Here is a 23,778-nt window from a genome sequence, read left to right on the forward strand (position 1 = left end):
AGTAACTTACTTTTTTTCTTTGTTAAAGACATTTTACAAAAGAATGGAGAAAATATTTAGTAGTGTGAGATGAGAGGCATATCTTGAATACTTTAAGGGAGATAATAATGTGAAATTGATTAAAAGAAAAGGGAATTTAGTAAGTTTGCATCCTGCACAAATACTGGTATTAGGGTTCAGCAGTCTAATACTATTAGGAACGTTTCTTTTCATGCTTCCAATCGTCACCTATGAAAAGGGTCGTGGACTCAGTTTCATTGATGCTTTATTTGAAGCAACTTCTGCAGTCTGTGTGACAGGTTTGGCTGTTGTGGATACAGGAACAACCTTTACTTTATTTGGTGAAATTGTTCTTCTATGTTTGATTCAAATTGGCGGTTGGGGTTTTATGACTACAGGAATATTTATGTTTATCATCTTAGGTAAAAAGATTGGACTAAAGGAACGCTTATTACTACAAGAATCTTTAAATGTATTTTCTCTTGCCGGAGTTGTTAGCCTGGTAACACGAATCATCCTCATTACGTTTATTGTGGAACTAATTGGTGCTGCTGTATTAGCAATTCGTTGGTCATTTGAAATGCCGCTTACGAAAGCCATTTACTATGGAATATTCCATTCTATTTCTGCTTTTAATAATGCTGGATTCGCTCTTGAACCTGACAATCTAAGCAAATGGGTAGGCGATCCCACTGTAAATATAATGATTACTTTCCTTTTCATCACGGGTGGTATCGGTTTCACTGTCATTCTAGATCTCTTTCGAAAAAAATCGTTACGGAAACTATCCCTACATTCTAAAATCGTCCTGCTTATGTCACTAATCCTTAATATTGTAGGACCTTTAGTCATATTGCTATCAGAATATAGTAATCAAGCTACTATTGGAAATTTGCAGTTTGGAGATAAGCTATGGGCATCCTACTTTCAAGGGGTTGTAACACGTACTGCGGGTTTTAATACGATTGATATTGGAGCGATGAACCTTTCTTCACTCGTTTTCATGATGGCTTTAATGTTTATTGGTGCTTCTTCAGGGTCTACAGGCGGCGGTATTAAAGTAACAACTTTTGCCATCATCATGTTTGCTTTCTGGGCTGTGGTGACGAATCGAAATGAGGTAAATATTTTTAAACGACGAATTTCGTGGGAATTGGTAAATAAATCACTATCAATTGTTGTGGCGGGAATATTTTTTATCTTCCTCATCTTCTTTTTATTAACGTTTACCGAAAATGCGGATATGAGTAAAATTCTATTTGAAACCATTTCAGCAGCTGGTACAGTAGGTTTGTCTGCTAATTTCACACCCGAACTATCACCTTTCGGAAGAGTTTTGATTACCATTATGATGTTTATTGGCAGGCTTGGACCATTAACAATGGCCTTTGCCCTTTTAAATACTCGAAAAGAAGCAAAGGTTCGATATGCAGAAGAAAAAATATTAATCGGCTAGGGTTTATTCAATCAATCTTTTGGGGTGAATGCTAATCATGGTAAAGCAAAGTTATGCTGTTATTGGACTAGGTCGATTTGGAATAAGTATTGCAACAAAGTTACATGAAGCAGGTCAGGAAGTAATGGGAATTGATATAAATGAAGAACGGATAGATGATGGGAAATTTGTGGTTACTCACGCCGTTGTACTTGATTCAACAGAAGAGGAATCACTTAGATCCGTCGGGATTCGAAATTTTGATTATGTGATTGTTGCAATCGGTAATGATATGCAAGCTAGTATCTTAACGGTTATGCTTTTAAAGGAAATGGGAGTAGAAAAGGTAATTGCAAAAGCTCTTAATAAACGTCATGGACAAGTTTTAACAAAAGTTGGAGCTGATTGGGTCATACATCCAGAAAGAGATATGGGGGAACGAGTAGCACATCAACTTCTCTCACCCAATGTATTAAACTACATAGAGCTATCAAGAGATTACAATATTGAGGAAATAATGATTCCATCAGGTATGACAAGAAAAAATTTAAGGGATCTTGACTTACGAGCAAAATATAATGTAAATGCTATTGCAATTGTTAGCAATGAGAATTTAATTATTTCCCCATCTCCTGAACAGGTGCTGCAAGAAGGGGATAAGTTAGTTGTAATAGGACATCGAGATGATATAACTGTGTTTGCAAATGTAGAATAAAAATGAAAAGGTAAATCTAAGACCTCCAGCAATCGGATGTCTTGACATCATAAAAGGAACAAAAATCGTCATACAGGACCTTAGTAACAAGGGAACAGTTCGAAATTCTACTACTTGACTCCCGACTTATTTAAGCCCCCCGGGGGTCAGGTACCATTTATTACATTTAGTTAAGATATAGAAGTGATATGTATGCGCCAACTCTCACAAAATTTAAATAATAACGTGGGGCGGTTATTCATGCAAGCAGTATTATTGATGATTATGATTAATCCACTTGAATCATAATTTTGGTGACATAATGCTCTTTATGATTTTTTACAACTGAATCGTAGATATACTCTTCAAACACATATTCACCTAATGTTACATTTAACACTTCCATCTCTAAAAAAAGTCGCTTATATGTGTGATGTATTGTATTCACATCCCCAATATGATAGCCGATGATAAAGTGACCTTTAACCGTTTTAAAATACGGATATCCTTCCTTTGGATTTGGTTGTTCAATATATAAAAAGCTGTAATTCGTGTATTCACCTTTTAATATTTGCTCCCGTTTCGAGATAACACCTATTGGATATCCAGTATCAAGCTGTGATTCGTTCAATTCATTTAGAAAATCTGAAACGACCTCTACAAAATCCTCTTCCGTTATATTTTCAATGTTTTTACTTAAATAAAGTGTTGCTTCTGGTAATTGTTCAAGCGTAACTTGATGAAAATCAAGGTGTGACGCATCTTCTATTAATGCTATTTGTGCCTCGATAAATTTTTCCTTCATTTCAATTTCCTGACGCTTTATCACAATCTCTTCTTTTTTTTGATACATTAGTGATAAATAACTTTCAGGAGATTTATTTTGCATGTAGAGTTGAATATCGTTTAGGGACATATCAAGATCTTTTAATAAGTCGATTACAAAGAATAGCTCTATTTGGTGAATTGAATAGTAACGGTACCCTTTTTCATTTTTCAATATTGGAGACAGTAGTCCAATTTGATCGTAATAAAAGAGAGTCTGTTTGTTTACTTTGCAAAGCTTCGCAAATTCGCCCGTAGTTAAATATTTTCCATGCTTTTTATTCATTTTTTACAGCACCACCCTTGACTATATAGTAACTATATACACTAGGATGGAAAAAGTAAAACAAATGATAAACAATAAGCTCGTATTGCTAAGGGGAATGTTGAAGATGAAGACTCAAAAAGTCACGTTAGGATTATTATTAATGAATTTATTCATAGCCTTTCTGGGGATTGGACTTGTGATTCCAGTTTTACCAACGCTGATGAATGAATTAGGCATAACAGGAACAACAATTGGTTATTTAACAGCAGCTTTCGCCATTGCTCAATTGATTGTTTCTCCATTTGCAGGGAAAGCAGCAGATAAATACGGCAGGAAAATTATGATTGTTATTGGCTTATTTATTTTCGGAATCTCAGAATTTTTATTTGGTATCGGCAAAGAAATTGAAATGTTATTTTTCTCTCGTATTTTAGGTGGAATTAGTGCTGCATTCATTATGCCAGCGGTTACTGCTTATATTGCAGATATAACAAATTTGGATACTCGTCCCAAAGTCCTCGGTTATATGTCCGCTGCTATTAGTACTGGATTTATCATAGGTCCAGGGATTGGTGGATTCTTGGCGGAATTTGGAACACGTATCCCATTCTTATTCGCCGGTGCACTCGGTACCATAGCCGCTATTCTTTCAATTATTTTATTATCTGAGCCAAATCGTACAGAGGAAAATAATGAACAAGTCTCAGAAACTAAGAATAGCTTCAAACGTGTGATTGCACCAAAGTATTTGCTTGCGTTTATTTTAATTTTTATTGCCTCATTTGGTTTAGCCGCTTTTGAATCGTTCTTTAGTCTTTTTGTGGACCACAAATTTCAATTTAAACCATCGGATATAGCGATTGTTATCACAGGTGGTGCCATTTTTGGTGCAGTGTCACAAGTTCTATTATTTGATAGGCTTACACGAATTTGGGGTGAAATAAAACTGATTCGCTATAGCTTACTATTATCAGCTGTGTTGGTCTTTTTAATGACCGTCGTTCATTCCTATGTCTCTATTTTACTAGTTACTTTTATTGTTTTTGTAGGATTCGATTTATTTCGTCCAGCCGTTACTTCCTATCTTTCAAATATTGCAGGAAATGAACAAGGTTTCGTTGGAGGAATGAACTCGATGTTTACCAGTTTAGCGAATATTAGTGGACCCATTCTAGGCGGGATATTATTTGATATAGATATCAACTACCCATACTATTTTGCGACCGTCATACTAGCTCTGGGAATAATTATTACTTTGTTATGGAAGAAACAAGCAAATGGTACTTCTAACGAAGTGAAGGCTAGTATTGCTAATTAATCAAATTATAAAAAGACAAAAATTGTGAATCATCGTATTTAAACAAAAGGGATATAAAGTTATAGAACATTTCTTTGTAACAGGAATCTCACTATCTTTGTCCAAAATAAAATGGGATACTTTTTAGAAAGCTATTTGCAAAGATATTATAGTTTTAATGAATGATTGCTTTTTTATTTTTAAACTTATTCAATCTTTCATAGGTTTCAATCAGAAATTGATAAATCAACTCTTCGGTTGGAAGTAATCTGGAATCTGAAAGTGGAATAACGACCGAGCTGGTAAGAAGAAAAATCCTTGTGGATTTTAATTTCCACAAGGAACTTTTGCATTTAGTAAAGGGTAGGTGTAGGATAACAGGCAACTGCATCAATAAATCTTGGATCAATACCATAAAACATCCATAATACACCATTCCATCTGTATCCAGAAACTTCACCATACTCGACGCGAGTTGGGTAAAACCAAAAACCTTCCCCATTTATGAGCCAAACATGTGATCGATAACACAGCTCCGAAAGTCAAATTTGATAGAGAAACAGGTATTCATGAAATCTCAAGTGAAGATTTGACAACAGAGAATTATGATGGAAAGGATTACACAGCTTATTGGGTTCATGGGAATGTTTATGATGATACGATTGACTATTTGAAAAGCAGAGGGCATGACCTCACACAAAAAGCAAATACGGTCTACGCTTATCAAGATTCTTTCTGGCCAACAGCTCAATTTTTCCCAACGGCAAATGGCGACTTTAAATTTGGTGTCTTACCAGAAGAATATGCAAATTATCCAACAAATATAGCTATCTATTCGTATGATTACTCTACAGCAGGAAATCCGATTTTTCCAAACTTTACTTTTATTAATAAAGGTGACAAATATTCCACAATAAAAACAACTACCGAGGGTGTAAGTCTTGGTTCAGAATTTGTAAATACGTTTTCAGTCCAAAACGCTAAAGACCTGACAAGTGCTAATGTAACTATCGATATTCCAATTTTCTATAAAGTTATAGACGTCAAGCCATCACAAGAATTAGCCGATTTAGCAAAGAAAAATAATTGGAATGTGAATGTGGCAAAGCCACAAGTTACACCAAACACTTGGTCTGAAACTTCAACATTTGCTGTAGATATCACTGACAAAAAGACGAATTTACCTGTTTCAATAAATGGTGATATTCAGTTATTGGATATAACTCTAAAAGTTATCAATGACCTAAATTATTTTCTAGAAAGTGGATTCTATTATCAAGAATCATCCTATCAATCATCTACTGGACAAAAGTACACGTTACCAACCTACGCTGATTTATTTAAATTCATTTCTCAGCACTCGACGGTAGAAGGTTATTACCATGGTGAAGCATTGAGTTATGAGAATTATGAACTAGATTTTTCAAAGATTGGTACAAAAGCTTATTTAGTAGATAAAAAAGGGAAACAGAATGAAGCTGATATTGATGAAAATGGTTATATGACGATAGTAGATATTCCTGCAATAGAAGATGAGTATACGTTAGTGGTTACTATTCCTGGTCATTATGAATACCACAAAAAAATAAAGTTAAGTAGAACAATTGATGGAAAGGTTCAGGGTATTTCTTATAGCTTGTATACAGATACAGCTGCTGCAGGAGATATTAACGGAGATCATGTCATTGATATTTATGATGCGAAACTGGTTGCAAATAATGCTGGTAATACTGGTAATAGATTAAAAGAAGATCTTAACAAAGACGGGGTTGTAGACATTATTGACTTTAACTATATCGAAAAGAATTTTATGACAATAAATCCATATTTCCCAACTTCCAATAAGCCAATTGAAAAATTGGGTAAACTTACTCTAGAGGAATTAAAAACACGTTTTAATTAATATAATACTAGCAGTGTATTACCATTTTCAATTAACAAGGAAGAAAACCAACGTGTAATAACAACACGGTGGTTTCCTTTCAAGTGTAAGCAATGGGCAAATATAATAGTATGAATGAATGATTGTATTTTTAGTTTTTAAACTCATTCAATCTTTCATAGGTTTCAATCAGAAATTGATAAAACAACTCTTCGGTTGGAAGTAGATTACGTTCGGCCGGGTAGATAACACCGACTGTTCGAGTGAGTCTCGAATCTGAAAGTGGAATAACGACGGTAGATCGTGGTGTGTTATCTACCAATGTCATCTCCGGCATCAAGGCTACGCCTAAGCCAGCAGAAACTAACCCTTTTAATGCGTCAATATCTTTCCCTTCGAATGCTATTTTTGGGGAAAAACCAGCATCATTACATGCTTGAACAACTTGGTCACGAAATACAAACCCGTCTGGAAGAACGCAGAAGGGGTCATTTTTTAAATCCCTTAATCGAATGGATTGCCGGTCTGATAATGGATGATTAAGAGGGATGAGAGCAACGATATTCTCAGTGAATAAGATATCCCCTTTAATCTTTTTTTCTTTTTCCAGATTAGGCATGGGGGCAATCATCGCCAAATTAAATTCACCATTTACAACACCATCGATTAAATCATAATAAAGGGCATTGCTCATTTGAAATTTTGCTTCTGAGTACCGAGTACGAAAAGAATAAATGATGTGAGGCAATGTATGGGCAGCCATGCTAATAGGAAATGCAATTCGAATGGTCCCTTTTTCAGGATCTAAATATTCTTTTATTTCTCTCTTTGCATCCTCCATCAAATACCACACTTGCTTAATCCGTTCCAAAAAAATTCTGCCTAGAGGGGTTAACTTTACGTTCCTTCCCTCACGTATAAAAAGCTCTACACCTAATTCCTTTTCTAAATTGGAAATTTGTCTGCTAACGGCAGATTGGGCAACATGCAACCCATCAGCTGCCTCTGTTACATGCTCTCTTTTTGCAACTTCCAGGAAATATTGAATTTGCCTCGTCTCCATATTTTTACCACTCCATTTTCATGCACTTCATGCATGGATTTCATCAAAAATAATATGGAACAATCATATTATTAAATTATAAATTTGAAACACATTAAAGAAAAGGAAATTTGTTAACTTTAAAAAAGATTAGAGTCTGAATGAAATGAAGGTGCCGGAAAGAAGTAGAATAGGAATAGCCTTCGTTCAATATGAGCTAAGGCTTAATTTTTTTATATTCTAGAGTATTTTCACCTGTATGATTGATATAAAAATGAAACTATTATGTAATAGGAATCTCTCCACAATATTATGGGGACAATAGAAATAGTTTACAAAGTTGGAACACTCTACTATAATTGCCCTTATACAAAAAAATGAATACTAGACAAATAGGTTTCTTAAATGATTAATGCAAGAATTCATTTAAGACTAAGAGGGAAGTTGGTAAAAGTCCAACACGGTCCCGCCACTGTAAGCGAGAAGGAAGGTTATATATATCCACTGTGTTATTAAACATGGGAAGGGATAACCTACCGATGATTCGCAAGTCAGGAGACCTGCCTATTATGTTTTTAAGCTTCCTCGAGGAAAGGAATGTTTAAAGTGCAGGTAATCAATTACGTAAATATTTATTATTTATTATAAAGATTGCAAGTTATTATGCTGTCTACAAGACTAAGTATAATAAAGCTGCCCTTTTTACACGCTTTCCATAGGAAAAGCGTTTTTTTGTTGCCAAAAATAGAAGGAGGAAAAAAGTAATGTATGAGATTGTAAAAAAGTGGGGTCTATTCGGTGTTGTTCTTCTGTTAAGCATGGGTATTATTGCAGGCTGTGGTACACAGGAACAGAACACCCAAGATAAAGCGGTTGCTACCCAAAACGAAAAGAAAAAGGAAAGTAAAGAGCAATTCCCAGTAACAATCACAGACGATGCGAATCAAGAGATAACGATTGAGGAGGAACCTGAAACCATCGTCTCCATTCAAGCTAGTAATACAGAAATAGCCTTTGCGCTTGGGTTAGGCGATAAAATCATTGGTGTATCGGATTACGATAACTATCCAAAAGAAGCACTTGAAATACAGAAGGTGGGTGCACAGGATATCAATGCAGAACTAGTTCTTTCTCTTCTTCCAGATATAGCTCTTGTGACGGATTATCATTACAAAACACACCCTGAAGTTTTACAAAAGTTTGAAGAGGCTGGAATTGACGTCATTGTGGTTGGAAGTGCCACATCCTTTGAGGATACATATAGCAATATTGAAAAGATTGGTGCAGCTACCGGAAGTAAGTCGGAGGCAGAGGAAATAATCTCAGATATGAAAGAACGTCTTCAAGTGATAAAAGACAAAGCAACAGCAGCGAATGTGGATAAAAAGAAAGTTTGGGTAGAAGTTTCACCGGCTCCCGATATTTTTACAACAGGCAAAAATACATTTATGCATGAGATGCTTGAATCCATTCAAGCCGTAAATGCTGCAGGAGATCAAGAGGGGTGGATAAAGATGACGGAAGAAGAAATCGTCAAATTAAATCCTGAAGTGATTATTACCACGTATGGTTTCCGTGAAGATGATCCAAAAGCTGGTGTGCTAAATCGTGAAGGATGGGCAGAAGTGCCAGCTATAAAAAGTGGAAACGTATTTGATGTGGATAGTGATACGGTTACTAGACCTGGCCCTCGTTTAATTGAAGGAGTCGAGACACTTGCGGAACTCATCTATCCCGAAATATTTAAACAATAAAATAGGCTGGTTGTATGTTATTAGCGGAGGGCTTTTACTTGGTATAAGCCTTCTTGGCTTATTTTATAGTAGTGTAACCGTTACAGTTCCTACTATTTTACATATCATAATAGATAAAACGTTAAATATGGGTTGGCTGACTAATATAGCAAAAAATGAAGAAATGATTATTTGGAATATCCGTCTGCCAAGAGTTCTTCTGGCATTTTGTATAGGAGCATCACTAGCATTAGCAGGTGCAGCTTTTCAAGGACTTTTACGCAATCCATTAGCAGACCCATATACCATAGGAGTCTCCTCTGGTGCCTCTCTTGGCGCCGTTTTGGTATTGTTTTTTCAAGTAAGTATTGTAGGGTTGGGAAGTTTTACGCTTCCGGTTGTCGCTATTTTATTTGGTTTAATTTCTTTATTGATTGTTTTCGGACTTGTTCGATTAAGCAGCAAAAGTTTAGCGATTGAAACCATTATTCTGGCTGGAATTATTGTAAGTGCCTTTATTGGTGCACTTGTTTCTCTCATTATTTCATTAAGTGATAGAGAGTCTATGACCCAGATTATCTATTGGCTCTATGGGAGTGTTGGAATGAGAGGATGGAGTCATATTCAACTAATCCTCCCATTTATGCTCATTGGTTCATTTATATTAATCTCTCATTATCGTGAATTAAATGCTCTCGCGCTGGGTGAGGATGCAGCAGATCATATTGGAGTGGATGTTAGGAAGGGAAAGACATTCGTTCTAATTGGTGCGTCATTGTTAACGGGAGCCGCAGTAGCTGTGTCAGGGTCCATTGGATTTGTTGGACTTGTGATTCCACACTTAGTCCGACTTATTACGGGCCCGAATCACCGCCATGTCCTTCCACTATCAATGCTAGTAGGAGGATCTTTTCTCATTTTAGCGGATTTAATGGCAAGAACGATCATTGCTCCAAAAGAGCTGCCAATTGGCGTAATCACGGCCTTAATTGGAGCACCGGTATTTGCTCTATTATTGATAAGAGAACGATTTGGGAAGGGGGCAAATAAATGATACGTGTTCAAAAATTAGTCGGCGGCTATACCCATTCTCCCATAATTAAGGGACTGGATTTAGAAGTAAAAAAAGGAGAGTTTTTTGCCCTTCTAGGACCAAATGGAAGTGGGAAGACAACTCTTTTTAAGCTCATTACAGGGCAGTTACCGATAAATAGCGGTAAAGTTTCAATCTGTGGTAAAGAAATTTCAACTCTCTCAAAACTGGAAAAAGCAAAAAAAATGGCTGTTTTAACACAGGAAGTTCAAGTATCTTTCGATTATACCGTTGAAGAAATCATTAGCCTGGGGCGTTATCCTCATCAAAAGGGGATCTTTAAGCAACTTTCGAAGAAGGATCGGAAAGTCATTGAAGAAGTTATGGAAATAACTCAAATAAGTGAGTTTCGGACAACTCAATTCCGACTGATTAGTGGTGGTGAAAAGCAAAGAGTCTTATTGGCCAAAGCATTAGCACAGGAGCCTGAAATCTTACTGTTGGATGAGCCTACCAATCATCTAGATATTAAACATACATTTCAAATGTTGAATCTACTAAAAGAACGACAACAAACTACGGGGCTAACCATTTTTGCGATTCTACATGATTTGAATGTTGCTTCACTTTATGCAGATCGTGTAGCCTTACTACATAATGGGAGCTTTTTAGAAATAGGAGAGGTAGATCTATTAAGGAAAGAAAGCCAATTAAAAAAGGTTTACGAGGTTAAAGTGAAATCCCAATCACATCCAACTGTTCCTAAACCACAGCTTCTGATGACACCAAGCCACTTTTCATCAAACCGGTTATTTAACTTTGATGATTCTTATAAAATAAAACAAGGTGAAGACTATCTTCATGTTCAATTTGATCAGCCACTACGCACTATATCCAATACGGAAGTCGGTGCTGGTGTCCAATGGTTAAAACATTTTTGTCAGTTTCAAGGTCCACATTCAGATATACAGCAGTTGATGACAAAATACTCCCTGCCTCATGAACAAGCAGCCGGAATCATGACAGCCGTAAAACTCGAGGAAATGGTGATGATAACGAAAGTAATAGAAGATATTCACATGATGGTAATTGTGACAGAAGGGGCAGGAAAAACCATCAATATCATGCTATATATAGATGCCCATTTTACGGATGGTGCCCTTGTTGATGGATATATGTCAGCTGTTGAAGCAAAAGTAAAAGTCTTGCATGATCTTCATTATTCCCAAACCATTGCTGCTGTTGCATCCACAGACATCGTGCTTCTTGCCCTAACACAGCAAGGGACAAAAATAGCCTGCGCCGGTTCAGGAACAGTTGTCGGAAGAGCAATCGGCCAAATGGTGTATGGTGCTATTAAGGAAAGTTTCAGCAAATATATAGAGAAGGTCCACTAAAATCGATCCATTAAAAAGGGGAATGGCAGATGACAGAACGACGAATGGTAATTGCCGGAACTGGAAGTGGTGTGGGGAAAACAACATTAACCATTGGGTTAATGGCAGCATTAATGAAAAAAGGCTTAACCGTCCAGGGGTTTAAATGTGGACCTGACTATATTGATCCTTCCTATCATACCGCAGTAACGAAACGAAACTCTCGGAATTTAGACAGCTGGATGCTTACTGAAGATCTTGTGCTGGATATTTTTAGTCATGGCAGTCAGGGGGCGGATATTTCAATCATCGAAGGGGTTATGGGCTTCTATGATGGGAAAAATCCAGAAACAAATGAGGGAAGTACGGCAGAAATTAGTATGATCACGAAAAGTCCCGTATTGCTTGTAGTTAATTGTGAAAGCATGGCCCGTAGTGCTGCCGCAATCGTGAAAGGTTTTCAATTGTTTGCCGAAGGTCCCAATATTGTAGCTGTTATCGCAAATAAAGTGGGGAGCGAAGGTCATTTTCAACTTGTGAAGAAAGCAATTGAACAGGAATGTCATATCCCTGTTATCGGTTATTTGAAACGAGAACTAGATATAGAGATTCCAGAGAGACATCTTGGACTCATTCCTTCTATGGAAAGAGGGGAACTCAATCCGTTCTTTGATCAATTAGGCACGCTAGTCAGTGAGACTGTCGATATAGATAGTGTACTTGCATTAGCTGTTGCTGAGCCGCTAAAGGTAAACCTAAAGTCTTCAATCTTTGAAAAGAAGAGAGAACGTGTAGTGAAAATAGCGGTTGCAAAAGATAGCGCCTTTAATTTCTATTACCCTGAGAATCTAGAAATCATGGAAGCAAAAGGGATAGAAATTGTTTATTTCTCGCCACTTGCGGATGAGGAGCTACCTGAAGATATTGATGGACTTTATATTGGCGGCGGATTCCCTGAAGAGTTCGCACAAAACCTAGCTTGTAATCTAAAATCAAAGCGATCAGTAAAGCTAGCGATTGAAGGTGGATTGCCAACACTTGCCGAATGTGGAGGTTTCATGTATTTAACAGAGTTCATAGAAACTACGGATATGAAAAAATTTGAAATGGCGGGTGTTATTCCAGGTAGTGCACATATGCAAAAAAAATTAGCGGCATTAGGTTATCGAGAGATTACCGGGCAAAATGCAAATTTTATTCTTGAAGATATGAGTGCCAGGGGACATGAATTTCATTACTCAACCTTCCAAGCACTCGAAGAGAATGTACCTTATGCTTATGAAACGATAGGCATGAGAGGAGTAAATAAAGAAGGATATTTACTACATAATTTAGCAGCAGGGTACACCCATTTTCACTTTGCTTCTTGTGCAGAAATGGTTGAGAATTGGATGAAAAAATGTCTGGAAAATAGGGGGAAACACATGTGACTAAACAAATAAATCGAAATGGCTTAACACTTGTTTATACGGGACATGGAAAAGGAAAAACGACATCCTCTTTAGGGCTAGCACTTCGAGGAATTGGTCGTGGATTTAGAGTGAAAATCTTTCAGTTTATCAAATCACCTGAACGCACATATGGTGAACAAATTGCACTGAAGAAGCTAGGAGTAGAGATAGTTCAGCTGGGAATTGGGTTCACATGGACAAAAACACCTGAGGAACATAGAGAAGCCTTAAGGCTAGGCTGGCCGAAAGCAAAGGAAGCTGTAATGAGCGGCGAGTACGATTTGATTATTTTAGACGAACTCAATAACGCATTAGCTATTAATAAGTTTCCAATCGATGATGTTTTGCCACTAAGCGAAGTGATAGATTTAATCAAAAATAAACCTTCCCATGTCCATTTGGTGATCACCGGAAGAGATGCCAAGCAAGAAATTAAAGATATAGCTGATCTTGTTTCAGTCATTGAATCGGAAAAGCATTATTACAATGAAGGTATCCCAGCTGTAAAGGGAATAGAATTTTAGAATCTTGAAGGGGGTTTATCTATGAGATTAATATCTATATGTCCAAGTAATACAGAATTAGCAGCTTACTTAGGATTAACATCTTCGTTAGTAGGAGTTGATAACTACTCGGATTGGCCGGAGGATATTCAATCATTGCCAAGACTAGGTTCGGATTTGAACATTGAAATGGACAAAGTGGAAGCATTACAACCTGATTTAGTATTAGCCTCTCTCTCTGTACCTGGAATGGAACGAAATATTGAAGAGATGAAAAAACGAAACATCCCGTTTGTCATTGTTCCTAATCCTAAGACATTAACTGAGGTTGGAGAAAGTATATTATTTGTTGGAGAAGTTACGAATACCTCTGACAAGGCGAATCAATTATTTAAAAAATACAATACTATACTCGAAAAATATCAATCTTTATCTAAGTTAGTGCAAAATCCTGCTACCCTTTATTGGGAATGGTGGGCAAAACCTATTTTTACTCCTGGGACAACCAATTGGCTAACCGAAATAAGTAAACTTGCAGGGGGAAGAAACGTTTTTGAAGATGTGGCACAATCCAGTGTTAAAACGGATTGGGAAGAGGTCGTACAAAGAAATCCCGATGTTTTTTGCGTGATTTGGGTGGGGGTACAGAAAGAAAAAGTTAATCCAAAGGTTATCCTAAAACGCCTTGGGGCGGAACAGATGAAGGCCATTAAAAACAATCAATTATATATTTTAGATGAGCCATTATTTTGCAGGCCATCACCTAGATTGTTACTAGGATTATTTAAGATAGCAAGTATCCTTCACCCTGCTATTTACCCGCAATTTAACGAAAATATAGATCCAATATTAGATTAAGAAGTTGAATTTTCTTTTATGATAGTTGCCGAAATGGTATGACCACTATTCGCAATCAATTATCTTTATGGCGATTTGAGCAGGTTTGCGTTACGGATTTATTAAATAAACGGAATTATGCGAAAACCGGTCATTTGACCGGTTTTTCCTGTTATTGTAAGTTGGTTTTATCAATAATTAACCTTTAATTTTTGTTTTAGTCCTTGCATGAATTCTTTTATTATAATAGGCAAGTGATTCGTTTTGGGCATTACACTAATTAGATAGGATGGACTATATTTTTTGTCATTATCAATGTATGGAATTGCTACAATGTCGCCGCGTAGCATTAAAGGATCATTTTTAATCCAAAACTCTGAATAAATACCTGCAGCGATATTATTTGCAATTAGGTTCTTAATAACATCATGACTATTAGAATAGAATACGACATTCCCTTCTCCATAATCCATAAATAATTTATTCCAAAATCTTTCCGCAAATTTTTCATTCCGTATGACTAATGGTTGAAAGCGGACAAATAGATGCATCTTCATTGCCAAGTACCTTAGTTAAAAAGTTAGTAGCGAAGGATCAGGTAGAAATTATTGCACCGATTTCAGATTTGGTTGAAATGCAGGCAGCAGGAATTTATTTATCAGGTAAAATGATGGAGAATAAGGATTTAGCTGTTCGATTCCTTGCTGGTTACATTGAATCTGCAAGATTATTATTACAAAAATGTCCTCAAAGCTGCGGACACCAATACAGATGAGTATAACCGCGATCTCGAAATACTTGCTAAACAAACAAGTATTCCAAAAGCAGGTATTGCAAAAAATTTAAATTATATTGATGAAAATGCAAAGTTCTGGAAGGAAGATTTGAAAACTTGGTCAGATTGGTATTTAGAAAATGGTTTAATACAGACCGCGCTTGATTTAGATAAAGTAGTAGATACAGAGTTATATAATGAAGCGTTAAAATTAATTGAAGAGCAAAAATAGCTTTAATGATACTAGTCGTATCTGGAAAAGCACTCATCGATGTCGGTATAAACATTGATGAGTGTTTTTTATTTTTGAAATGATATCCTTATTCTCATTTGGTTAATTTCTACGAAGTGTTCCTAAGCATTGTGGCAGTTTCATTTCAATTCTATTTAGGGTATTATTAGAATGGTATTTTATAAAATATATATATTAAATGTGCCTAGGGGGTTGTAAATGTTAGGAATCCTACTTGCTGGTATTGCCCCTGGTTTAGCTTTATTGAGTTATTTTTATTTAAAAGATAAGTATGAACCAGAACCAGTATCGATGGTATTAAACATGTTTTTTTCTGGCGCAATGATCATCATTCCGATTGCATTTTCTGAATATGTTCTTAAAGTTGAAAATATTGTTCAATATGATTCTATTTATGCTATTTTTTCTTCGGGTTTGATAGAGGAATTTTTTAAATGGTCAATTTTATTTTTCTGTGCATATAAGAGTGCGGAATTTGATGAACCGTTTGATGGTATTGTCTATGGTACCTCTATATCATTGGGGTTTGCAACCGTCGAAAATATCATTTATCTAATGACTAATGGGTTGGAATTTGCTCTAACACGTGCACTACTGCCTGTTTCAAGCCATGCCTTGTTTGGTGTTATTATGGGGTATTATATGAGCAAAGCGAAGTTTACAAAAGGATCGAAATGGCCCTTGTTCCTGTTATCTTTATTACTCCCAGCCTTCTTGCATGGGATATTTAATTTTTTATTATTGAATCAAGGAACATGGCTTGCGATGTCTCCTTATATGATGTTCTTATGGTGGTTCGGATTGAGAAAAGTACAATTAGCAGAAGTTTCAAGTTATCATCATTTCCGAAAGAATTCCATGATCAGAACAGGATTAAATCTAAAGTCAGGAAAGAAATTACTCCTTCCAATTAAGTAGATAGTTGGTGTGTTTCTAGGCTGTTTAGTAATTTAGAAAAAATTCAAAGACGTGTATAGGCTTTAGTCTATACACGTTTATTATTACCCGAAAAAATATATTGGTATATAATTGAAGAGAAACTTAGGGATGAAAGGTAGAATAATATGAAAAAATTTCCTATTACAATTCCGATAATTATCATTGTAGTGGCTATAGCGATGTGGATGCTAGAAAAGGACTACTCAGAAATAAACATTATGACAAGAATAATGATTTCTGTAGGTGCAGGTATTTTCTCAGGGCTCATTTCGTTCTTTTTGTTTAGGTTTGACAAAAACAATAATAAATAATAAATAATAAATTTTATACTTCCTCCCCATTTATGGGGTATCTCCAAAATCACATAAATTAAAGATAAATTATCTTTATGATCTACCATGGTTGTTGAATGTTAAATGGGCTTCCTCCTATGTATTTGGATGGTTTTTAGGTTTGTGGGAAAAATAAATTCGTATAACAATAGAAAATATTTTTGTTTAAAAGAGGTGTCTCATTGAAACTTGAAGTAACGAAAGAGGCGGCAGAATGGTTTATAGCGGAGATGGACCTGCAGCCAGGTGAATTTGTTCAATTTGTTGTAAAAATCTACGGAGGTATACCAACTGCACATCCTTCCTATTTCTTAGGATTATCGATAGGTAAAGAGGGGATTATCGGAATTAAAGATGTAGTTGAGGGGATAACTTTCTATTTTAGTGACCAAGATTCTTGGTTCTTAGAAAATTATGATTTGAAGGTTATAAAGGAAAACGATGATGTAGAATATATCTTCAACGTAAGGAAGTCCTCCTAAGTAGGATAGAGACACCACAAAAAGGAGTAGCAGAATATAATCTGCTACTCCTTTCTTTATTTCTTCTTATATTGTTCTACCAATGTATTCAACCTGTCCAGTTGGAAGGCGTAATTATAAATAGATGCTCCAATGACGGCCATTTGAATTTTATGACCTTCGTTATAGGATTGCATAACTTTTTCCAAAAAGCCTTCTGTTCGTTCCATAAACTCATCTTCCAATGAAGGTAGATCCATTTTAATCTTTCCATCATATTTTAATAGAAATAGCTCGTGGTGCTTTATTAAATATTCTAGTTGTTGATCAAAGAGCTGATTTTCTTCAGGTGTCGGCTTACAGGAGAAATAAAAGGAATCAATGTCCTCCAAGACAATAAATCCCTGTTGGAGTGATTTAAACATTTGCTTAAACACGACGATTTCGCGTACATCCATATTATTTACCTTGGACATTTTTTCCCGTTCTTCATCAAACAACATAAATTGCTCATCTAATAGTAAAATATCATTCTCTAATTGTTCCATTTGTTCCTTAAAACACTTTTCTGTCATTTCGTCAGAGATAGAGGTTCTTAGCAAAATGGACAGATTTTGAAAAATTCCATTCACTTTTTCAACGTAATTTTTCTTATAATTTGGTGGGTAAACAAAAATATTCACCAATAGTGCAGTGGCCATTCCGATAAAGGTAACAATAAAACGGTTCAAAGCAAAGAGCCAATCTTCGTTTCCGGGAGCACTCATAATTGCTAACACAGTTACAACTGTTAGCGAAATCGTTTCACCCATTTTTAGCTTTAAACTAATCGAAATGAGTATAATAATAACCAGTCCAATTGAAAAAGGGTCATTACCTAGAAAGTATAATCCTAGAAAGGCAATAATCGCACCTATGATATTGGTTTGGACTTGGTGTCCTACTTGTTTCCATGTGCGGTAAATGGAAGGTTGAATCGTAAAAATGGCAGCAATTCCTGCAAAAACTGCCGATTCAAGCTTTAATATCGAACAAATATATAAGGCAAATGTAACAGCTATGCCTGTTTTAATGACGCGAGGTCCCAACTTCACAATGCTCCAATCCTCCACTCAAAAGCAGCTAATCAGCAAGCCTTTTTCAGTCACTTTCATTTATTACATAATCAAATATACTTATTAAAACAAATATTTTCAATTATTTTATTTGTACTAATTTAGAGTACATGAAGTAACGAATTGAGGCTTGCTATTTATCTGCGTTGTAGTAATAGAATGAACAGGATTATTGGATGATTTGGAGAATTATATTAATGGGATGTAAGGTTTTAAACATAGAATTGCTAGTATTGCCTAATTCTTTAGATAATAAATCTAGTAATACATATTAATTTTTTTTGAGGAGAGGTAGAATATAATGATGAACGGAAAAACTCTGTTTATTGCTGGGCATGCAAAGTTACCCCAAGGTATAGCAGCTAAAAGTGTATTTGAAACGTTGACGATTACGGCAGAAATCGATAGAAAATATGGAGTCATACTACAGGCATCCTGTACATTGGCAACTGATCATGCCCGTGAATTTGTTGGTCAGGTTTTAAGGGGAATGAGTTTAAACGATGGTATTGATGAAGCAATCTCTGCGCTTCAAATCTATTATCGAGGCAAGGCTACGAATGCATTAATTGCGGCATTAAAAGATTTAGATCTCCATTATCAGCAAATAAAATCTACTGAAATAAGTAAGTAATTGGCTTTAAGATATATATTTAGAATAATTTTTTAACCGTAATTATCGAACAATTCTAACTATTCATATATAATTTTATATAACAACTGGGTGACAGCAATATCCTTGCTGCATGACCAGATTGACCGTGAAATAATGACTGAAATAATATTGACAATATTCACTTGATCTTCCTTTGCCGGAAGACGAGCTATGAGTAGGAGTCAGTAAAGCAATCAATGAGCACTTCATTGTTTGTTTTGCTGGCTCCTTTTTGTATATCGAGTAGTCTAAATAGAGGTGATATGCAGGAAGGTGCACTTAATGGAATCCGAATTTTGGATATTTCCTAGGTACTGGTGGATTCAATTATGGGAAATTTTAAAATTATAAAAAATTATTTAGGAGGAATTATTATATGATGAACTTTGAATTAACGGATGAGCAGCAAAGTGTAAAGGAAATGGTAAGAAAATTTGTCGATAAGGAAATTATTCCAAACATTCAGGAATGGGATCGCCAAGGACATTTTGAACCCGCAATTCTAAAAAAGTTGGCCAATCTGCAAGTAATGGGTGTCTGCATTCCTGAAGAATATGGCGGTGCAGGTATGGATTATAATACACTTGCTATTGTTTGCGAAGAATTAGAACGGGGAGATACTGCCTATCGGACAGCCGTTTCTGTTCATACAGGGCTAAATAGTATGACGATATTGCAATGGGGAACAGAGGAACAAAAACAAAAGTATTTGGTGCCTCAAGCAGATGGCCGTAAAATTGGTGCTTTCGGATTAACAGAACCAAATGCGGGTTCTGACGTTGCAGCGATGAATACAACTGCGGCAAGAAATGGAGATTATTATATTCTGAATGGCTCTAAAACATGGATTTCTCTTTGTGATGTTGCTGATCATTTCTTGATTTTTGCCAAGACAGATTATGGTATTGGGCATAAAGGGATCTCTGCCTTTATTGTAGACCGTAGTTTTGCTGGAGTAGAAACAAAGGCTATAAAGGGTAAACTGGGCATTCGAGCTGGAAATACGGGAGAAGTATTTTTAACGGATGTAAAAGTTCCTATTGAGAACAGATTGGGTGAAGAAGGGGAAGGGTTTAAAATTGCCATGGCTGCCCTAGATAATGGCCGATTTACAGTGGCTGCGGGAGCAGTAGGCTTAATTGAAGCTAGCCTTGAAGCAAGTCTTAAGTATTGCCATGAACGGAAAACATTTGGCAAAGAGATTGGAAAACATCAGCTTGTACAGCAAATGATTGCAAAAATGAGTGCCAATCTTGAAATTTCTAGACTGCTAGTTTTTAAAGCAGGGTGGTTAAAGAACCAGGGGAAACGGAATACGAAGGAGACATCTCTTGCTAAATGGATTTCGTGTAATGCTGCTTTTGATGCTGCAAATGATGCCGTTCAAATCCACGGGGCTTATGGATATTCCGATGAATATCCAGTAGAGCGCTTCTTGCGGAACTCCAAAGCTCCTGTCATCTATGAAGGGACGAGGGAAATCCATACGATTATGCAAGGTGAGTACGCTTTAGGTTATAGGGAAGATAAGACTCTTCGTAAACAATTGCCGGCATGGCCATTTGAACAAGTTTCCGTCACTAATTATTTGCAAAAATAAAATGAGATAAGGAAAAACCGGTCATTTGATCGGTTTTTTTAAATTAATTCTAATACTTAACTGCCTACAACAAAACCAATTACCATTTTACTGAGTAGTGGTAATTTGTTAGAATTAAAAAGAAAAATTGATGCAAAGTTATCATGGAACATTTTGATAATTACAAAGAGTAGAGGAACGCTCATCATCCAATTTCCTGAGCTTTGTCCTCCTATTTTTACTTTACATCTTGAAAATCTTTTTTAATAAGTAACATGGCTAGTAATTCAATTGGTAATTGAATCTAGCAGATAGGAGCTTATATGAGTTTAAAGATATATGACATTTTAAGGTTAGATATTTTGAAGGACGCTAAGGTGATAGCTGGAGAAAAGTTAGTTAAGGACAGAGTGGTTCAATGGGTTTCTGCAATGGAAATGCCGGTCGAGAGCTTTGTCCGTAAGAACGAATTGGTTCTAACTACTGCTATTGGTTGTGGACAGATCCTTAAGGAATTCGAAAAATTTCTTCAGGATGTTATGGATTCAGAGGCAACTGCTCTAGCGGTGGCATTAGGTCGCCATGTTTTTGAAATTCCACATGAAATCATTGAATTGGCGAATAAAAATCAATTTATTCTTATTGAAATTCCCTGGGAAGTACGCTTTTCAGAAATCATTGAAGAGGTTATGCTGCAATTAAATGATATCAATTATAAAGAAAGTCGAAAATCAGAAAAAGTTCAGCAGGAGCTTTTAAATTTAATTCTTAAAGAAACAGATCTTACTTGTATTGCAAACTATTTATACCAGAATGTTGGTTACCCAGTTATTATTACTGATCAAATTGGGACTATTCAAGCTCATAGTGAAGAGATTCCTAGTTTACTAGATAATTGGCGCGAATATGCAGTAAAAGGAATAATCCCAGCTAGAAAGAAAAGTTCATTATCTTCACATGATCCTATGATTCAAAAAATACAAACAATCAAAATTGAAGGTTACTTTATAGTACAGCTTCCTGTTATTCAAGTCTCAGGAAATACTCAGGACTTTTTATTTGTTATCCTTCCTTCTTATATATCGTTGGATAAGTTTTTAACCCAGTATACCGTCAATGTACTAGAACACGCAGTGACAACAATAGCTCTTTGGTTTTCAAGGAAAAATGCGGTCGAGGAGGCAAAATTACTGCTTCATGACTCATTTATTAAAGAGCTGATAAATGGAGAATTCACTTCTTTGGAGCAAGCGGTTTCAAGAGCCGAAATCGTGGGTTATAATCTTAAACTGCCGTATATTTGCATTATTGGTGCACCTGAAAACTTGAAAACGCTTTTTCAAACAAGGAATATAGATAAAGGAGCTTATCAGCAATGGACTGAAAGTATGATTCATTATCTGAAGGAAGAAATCTACTATGCTGCAAATTCACTAAAAAAAGAAGTGATGATTACCTATCAGGAACAGCAGTTGTTCGTTTTTCTTGAAATTTCATTAGAAAATAAAAAGGAAGGCGTAACCAACTTTTTAGATCTTGTTGAACGTCGCTTAAGAAGTTTACTGCCGAAAGTTGTCATTTCTTGGGGTATTGGAAATTATAATGAGGATATATTTGGTTTTAAAGAAAGCTATGAAAATGCCAAAGTTGCCTTAAATATATGCAGGAATAAAAAAGGGGTTGGCAATCGGGTTATGTATGAAAATACCCGAGTTGACCGTGTGCTTTTAAATCTATTTCAAAACTCAGAGATGAAAGAAATTATTATGACTACTGTTGAGCCGTTATTAGAATATAATAATCAACGGAATCTTGATTTAATCGAGACAATCAGTACATATAATCGTTATCAAGGAAATGTAAGTAAGACAGCAAAAGCACTGTTTCTGCATCGGCAATCCCTACTTTACCGTTTAAGAAAAATTGAAGAATTAACAGGTCTTTCACTTGTGGATCCTGATGATTTGTTCTTATTAGATTTAAGTATCAAAACTTGGAAAATGGGAAATTAACACAATTCTTTAAGTTATGAAACAAAGAGAATGAAACCAGCTAAAGGGATATCGTCTATCTTCTGAGCTGGTTTTTTTTTTGTACATTGAGATGGAAAAATCATTTGCATATTTCAAAAAAATGTATGAAAAGAAACGTTTCTTATCGTCAGTTTTGCCAATTGATATTAAAGATAGAAGAGCTTAGTATTTATACTATAAATACATAGAGTAACTTAGTAAGGAGGGGAGATTTCCATGACTTCTACTGAAATGAAAAAAGATATTAAAATTCGTGATGTGTGGGAAGCAAGAAAACGAATTGGTCAGATTATCAATCGGACACCACTCATTCAATCTACTATTTTATCAGAAAAACTCGGGCGCAATGTCTATCTAAAACTAGAAAATGTTCATGAGGTTGGATCATTTAAGGTAAGGGGTGCAGCCAATAAAATCCTGAGCTTAAGTCTAGAAGAAAGAAAAAATGGAGTGGCTACGTACTCTACAGGAAACCATGGCATGGCGGTTGCCTTTGTTGCGAATAAGCTTGGGATTGATGCTGTTGTCTGTATTTCAAATAGGGTGCCAAAAGCAAAAGTAGACTCATTAAAAAGGCTGGGAGCCCAAATTGAGATTGTTGGTGACAGCCAAGATGAAGCGGGTGTTCGCTGTTATGAGCTTGAATACGAGAAAGGAGTAACCGTGATTGAGCCGTTTGATGATCCTCATGTTATTGCAGGACAAGGTACGATTGGATTGGAATTGTTGGAGGAACTTCCTTATTTAAAAGATGTGATTGTTCCGCTTTCAGGGGGGGGACTGCTTTCTGGCATCGGTATGACATTGAAATCCAATGATCGTGATATAAGGGTAACGGGTGTTTCTATGGAACGTTCTGCAGTCATGTTTGAAAGTTTAAAAACTGGCAAACCAATCATGCTAGAGGAAAGTGAGACACTTGCTGATAGTTTGCTAGGTGGAATTGGACTTGAAAATCAATACACTTTTCAAATGGTCCAGCAATATATGGATGATATAGTCCTCCTTTCTGAAGAGGAGATTGCTTATAGTATGGCGTTCATGATGGACAAACACCGGATGATTATGGAAGGTGCAGCAGCGACAGGGATTGCTGCTGTTTTAGGCAGCAAAATCCCGCATCAAGAGGGTGATATTGCTGTAATTATTAGTGGCCAGAATGTTGATTTATCCGTCCTGCTTACGATAATACAAAATTATGGTTTTGAAAATTGAGAGTGAATTATGTCAAAATGACAGCCATTATTAATAAAATTGAAA

Annotated in this window: 23 protein-coding genes and 1 riboswitch; of the genes, 18 read left to right on the plus strand and 5 right to left on the minus strand. The window is 35.9% G+C overall.

The window, feature by feature from the left end:
* Nucleotides 1–109: 109 nt before the first annotated feature.
* Nucleotides 110–1,456 carry a TrkH family potassium uptake protein gene (locus tag M3189_RS22680; RefSeq protein ID WP_251638266.1) on the plus strand — a complete coding sequence of 449 codons (1,347 nt, stop codon included), beginning with the start codon at nucleotides 110–112 and terminating at the stop codon, nucleotides 1,454–1,456.
* A gap of 37 nt (nucleotides 1,457–1,493) precedes the next feature.
* Complete coding sequence (locus M3189_RS22685; RefSeq protein ID WP_251638268.1) at nucleotides 1,494–2,150, plus strand: potassium channel family protein; 657 nt, start codon at nucleotides 1,494–1,496, stop codon at nucleotides 2,148–2,150.
* A gap of 268 nt (nucleotides 2,151–2,418) precedes the next feature.
* Here the strand turns inward: M3189_RS22685 and M3189_RS22690 are convergent, their stop codons facing one another.
* Entirely contained in the window at nucleotides 2,419–3,240 is an 822-nt protein-coding gene (locus tag M3189_RS22690; protein WP_251638270.1) for a MerR family transcriptional regulator, read from the minus strand.
* Between M3189_RS22690 and norA the strand changes: the two genes are divergently transcribed.
* Nucleotides 3,185–4,540, plus strand: coding sequence for a multidrug efflux MFS transporter NorA (gene norA, locus M3189_RS22695; protein WP_353057484.1), 1,356 nt, complete (start codon nucleotides 3,185–3,187; stop codon nucleotides 4,538–4,540). The genes M3189_RS22690 and norA overlap by 56 nt on opposite strands.
* A gap of 154 nt (nucleotides 4,541–4,694) precedes the next feature.
* On the opposite strand, the gene M3189_RS22700 is transcribed toward norA, so the two are convergent.
* Nucleotides 4,695–4,982, minus strand: a complete 288-nt coding sequence (locus tag M3189_RS22700) for a hypothetical protein (RefSeq protein WP_251638275.1) — start codon at nucleotides 4,980–4,982, stop codon at nucleotides 4,695–4,697.
* 54 nt (nucleotides 4,983–5,036) lie between these two features.
* Between M3189_RS22700 and M3189_RS22705 the strand changes: the two genes are divergently transcribed.
* A complete protein-coding gene (locus M3189_RS22705; protein ID WP_251638277.1) occupies nucleotides 5,037–6,422 on the plus strand; it encodes a hypothetical protein in 1,386 nt (461 codons plus the stop codon).
* A gap of 130 nt (nucleotides 6,423–6,552) precedes the next feature.
* Here M3189_RS22705 and M3189_RS22710 read toward each other — a convergent pair whose 3' ends face one another.
* Nucleotides 6,553–7,464, minus strand: coding sequence for a LysR family transcriptional regulator (locus tag M3189_RS22710; protein ID WP_251638279.1), 912 nt, complete (start codon nucleotides 7,462–7,464; stop codon nucleotides 6,553–6,555).
* A 357-nt stretch (nucleotides 7,465–7,821) separates the two neighbouring features.
* Nucleotides 7,822–8,025, plus strand: a riboswitch (cobalamin riboswitch).
* Nucleotides 8,026–8,207: 182 nt separating this feature from the next.
* Here M3189_RS22710 and M3189_RS22715 point away from each other — a divergent pair.
* From M3189_RS22715 to M3189_RS22740, 6 genes are read left to right on the plus strand one after another with little or no spacing between them, the layout of a single operon-like run.
* Nucleotides 8,208–9,197, plus strand: a complete 990-nt coding sequence (locus M3189_RS22715) for an ABC transporter substrate-binding protein (RefSeq protein WP_251638281.1) — start codon at nucleotides 8,208–8,210, stop codon at nucleotides 9,195–9,197.
* Complete coding sequence (locus M3189_RS22720; protein WP_251638283.1) at nucleotides 9,160–10,230, plus strand: FecCD family ABC transporter permease; 1,071 nt, start codon at nucleotides 9,160–9,162, stop codon at nucleotides 10,228–10,230. Before M3189_RS22715 ends, M3189_RS22720 begins: the two co-directional genes overlap by 38 nt.
* Nucleotides 10,227–11,606, plus strand: a complete 1,380-nt coding sequence (locus M3189_RS22725) for an ATP-binding cassette domain-containing protein (protein ID WP_251638290.1) — start codon at nucleotides 10,227–10,229, stop codon at nucleotides 11,604–11,606. Before M3189_RS22720 ends, M3189_RS22725 begins: the two co-directional genes overlap by 4 nt.
* A gap of 29 nt (nucleotides 11,607–11,635) precedes the next feature.
* Complete coding sequence (locus M3189_RS22730) at nucleotides 11,636–13,015, plus strand: cobyrinate a,c-diamide synthase (protein WP_251638292.1); 1,380 nt, start codon at nucleotides 11,636–11,638, stop codon at nucleotides 13,013–13,015.
* Nucleotides 13,012–13,560, plus strand: a complete 549-nt coding sequence (locus tag M3189_RS22735) for a cob(I)yrinic acid a,c-diamide adenosyltransferase (protein ID WP_251638294.1) — start codon at nucleotides 13,012–13,014, stop codon at nucleotides 13,558–13,560. The genes M3189_RS22730 and M3189_RS22735 overlap by 4 nt, the downstream gene beginning before the upstream one ends.
* Before the next feature lie 21 nt (nucleotides 13,561–13,581).
* Nucleotides 13,582–14,397 carry a cobalamin-binding protein gene (locus M3189_RS22740; protein WP_251638296.1) on the plus strand — a complete coding sequence of 272 codons (816 nt, stop codon included), beginning with the start codon at nucleotides 13,582–13,584 and terminating at the stop codon, nucleotides 14,395–14,397.
* Nucleotides 14,398–14,567: 170 nt separating this feature from the next.
* On the opposite strand, the gene M3189_RS22745 is transcribed toward M3189_RS22740, so the two are convergent.
* Nucleotides 14,568–14,933 carry a hypothetical protein gene (locus tag M3189_RS22745; RefSeq protein WP_251638298.1) on the minus strand — a complete coding sequence of 122 codons (366 nt, stop codon included), beginning with the start codon at nucleotides 14,931–14,933 and terminating at the stop codon, nucleotides 14,568–14,570.
* On the opposite strand from M3189_RS22745, the gene M3189_RS22750 reads away from it, so the two are divergent.
* The 4 genes from M3189_RS22750 (at nucleotide 14,933) to M3189_RS22765 (ending at nucleotide 17,157) form a co-directional block, all read left to right on the plus strand.
* Nucleotides 14,933–15,151, plus strand: coding sequence for a hypothetical protein (locus tag M3189_RS22750; RefSeq protein WP_251638300.1), 219 nt, complete (start codon nucleotides 14,933–14,935; stop codon nucleotides 15,149–15,151). The two genes, M3189_RS22745 and M3189_RS22750, sit on opposite strands and share 1 nt — an antisense overlap.
* Nucleotides 15,078–15,383 (plus strand): hypothetical protein, encoded by a 306-nt coding sequence (locus M3189_RS22755; RefSeq protein ID WP_251638302.1) that lies wholly within the window; start codon nucleotides 15,078–15,080, stop codon nucleotides 15,381–15,383. The genes M3189_RS22750 and M3189_RS22755 overlap by 74 nt, the downstream gene beginning before the upstream one ends.
* 219 nt (nucleotides 15,384–15,602) lie before the next feature.
* Nucleotides 15,603–16,322, plus strand: a complete 720-nt coding sequence (gene prsW / locus M3189_RS22760; protein WP_251638304.1) for a glutamic-type intramembrane protease PrsW — start codon at nucleotides 15,603–15,605, stop codon at nucleotides 16,320–16,322.
* 535 nt (nucleotides 16,323–16,857) lie between these two features.
* Entirely contained in the window at nucleotides 16,858–17,157 is a 300-nt protein-coding gene (locus M3189_RS22765) for a HesB/YadR/YfhF family protein (RefSeq protein WP_251638306.1), read from the plus strand.
* Nucleotides 17,158–17,213: 56 nt separating this feature from the next.
* Here M3189_RS22765 and M3189_RS22770 read toward each other — a convergent pair whose 3' ends face one another.
* Nucleotides 17,214–18,248 (minus strand): FUSC family protein, encoded by a 1,035-nt coding sequence (locus tag M3189_RS22770; RefSeq protein WP_251638308.1) that lies wholly within the window; start codon nucleotides 18,246–18,248, stop codon nucleotides 17,214–17,216.
* Between the two features lie 304 nt (nucleotides 18,249–18,552).
* Here M3189_RS22770 and M3189_RS22775 point away from each other — a divergent pair, with 304 nt between their 5' ends.
* The 4 genes from M3189_RS22775 to eutB all read left to right on the plus strand — a co-directional run bounded on the left by M3189_RS22775 (nucleotide 18,553) and on the right by eutB (nucleotide 23,733).
* Complete coding sequence (locus M3189_RS22775; protein WP_435368118.1) at nucleotides 18,553–18,885, plus strand: DUF3870 domain-containing protein; 333 nt, start codon at nucleotides 18,553–18,555, stop codon at nucleotides 18,883–18,885.
* Nucleotides 18,886–19,285: 400 nt separating this feature from the next.
* Nucleotides 19,286–20,506, plus strand: a complete 1,221-nt coding sequence (locus tag M3189_RS22780) for an acyl-CoA dehydrogenase family protein (RefSeq protein ID WP_251638435.1) — start codon at nucleotides 19,286–19,288, stop codon at nucleotides 20,504–20,506.
* Between the two features lie 302 nt (nucleotides 20,507–20,808).
* On the plus strand, nucleotides 20,809–22,497 hold the full coding sequence (locus M3189_RS22785; protein WP_251638311.1) for a PucR family transcriptional regulator: 1,689 nt from the start codon (nucleotides 20,809–20,811) through the stop codon (nucleotides 22,495–22,497).
* A gap of 237 nt (nucleotides 22,498–22,734) precedes the next feature.
* Nucleotides 22,735–23,733: a hydroxyectoine utilization dehydratase EutB gene (gene eutB / locus M3189_RS22790; protein WP_251638313.1), complete on the plus strand. Its 999-nt coding sequence runs from the start codon at nucleotides 22,735–22,737 to the stop codon at nucleotides 23,731–23,733.
* The last annotated feature ends 45 nt before the right edge of the window (nucleotides 23,734–23,778 follow it).

Origin of the sequence: Neobacillus niacini (genome assembly GCF_023715415.1) — a bacterium.
In the GTDB taxonomy this organism is placed as follows: Bacteria; Bacillota; Bacilli; order Bacillales; family Cytobacillaceae; genus Neobacillus; species Neobacillus niacini_C.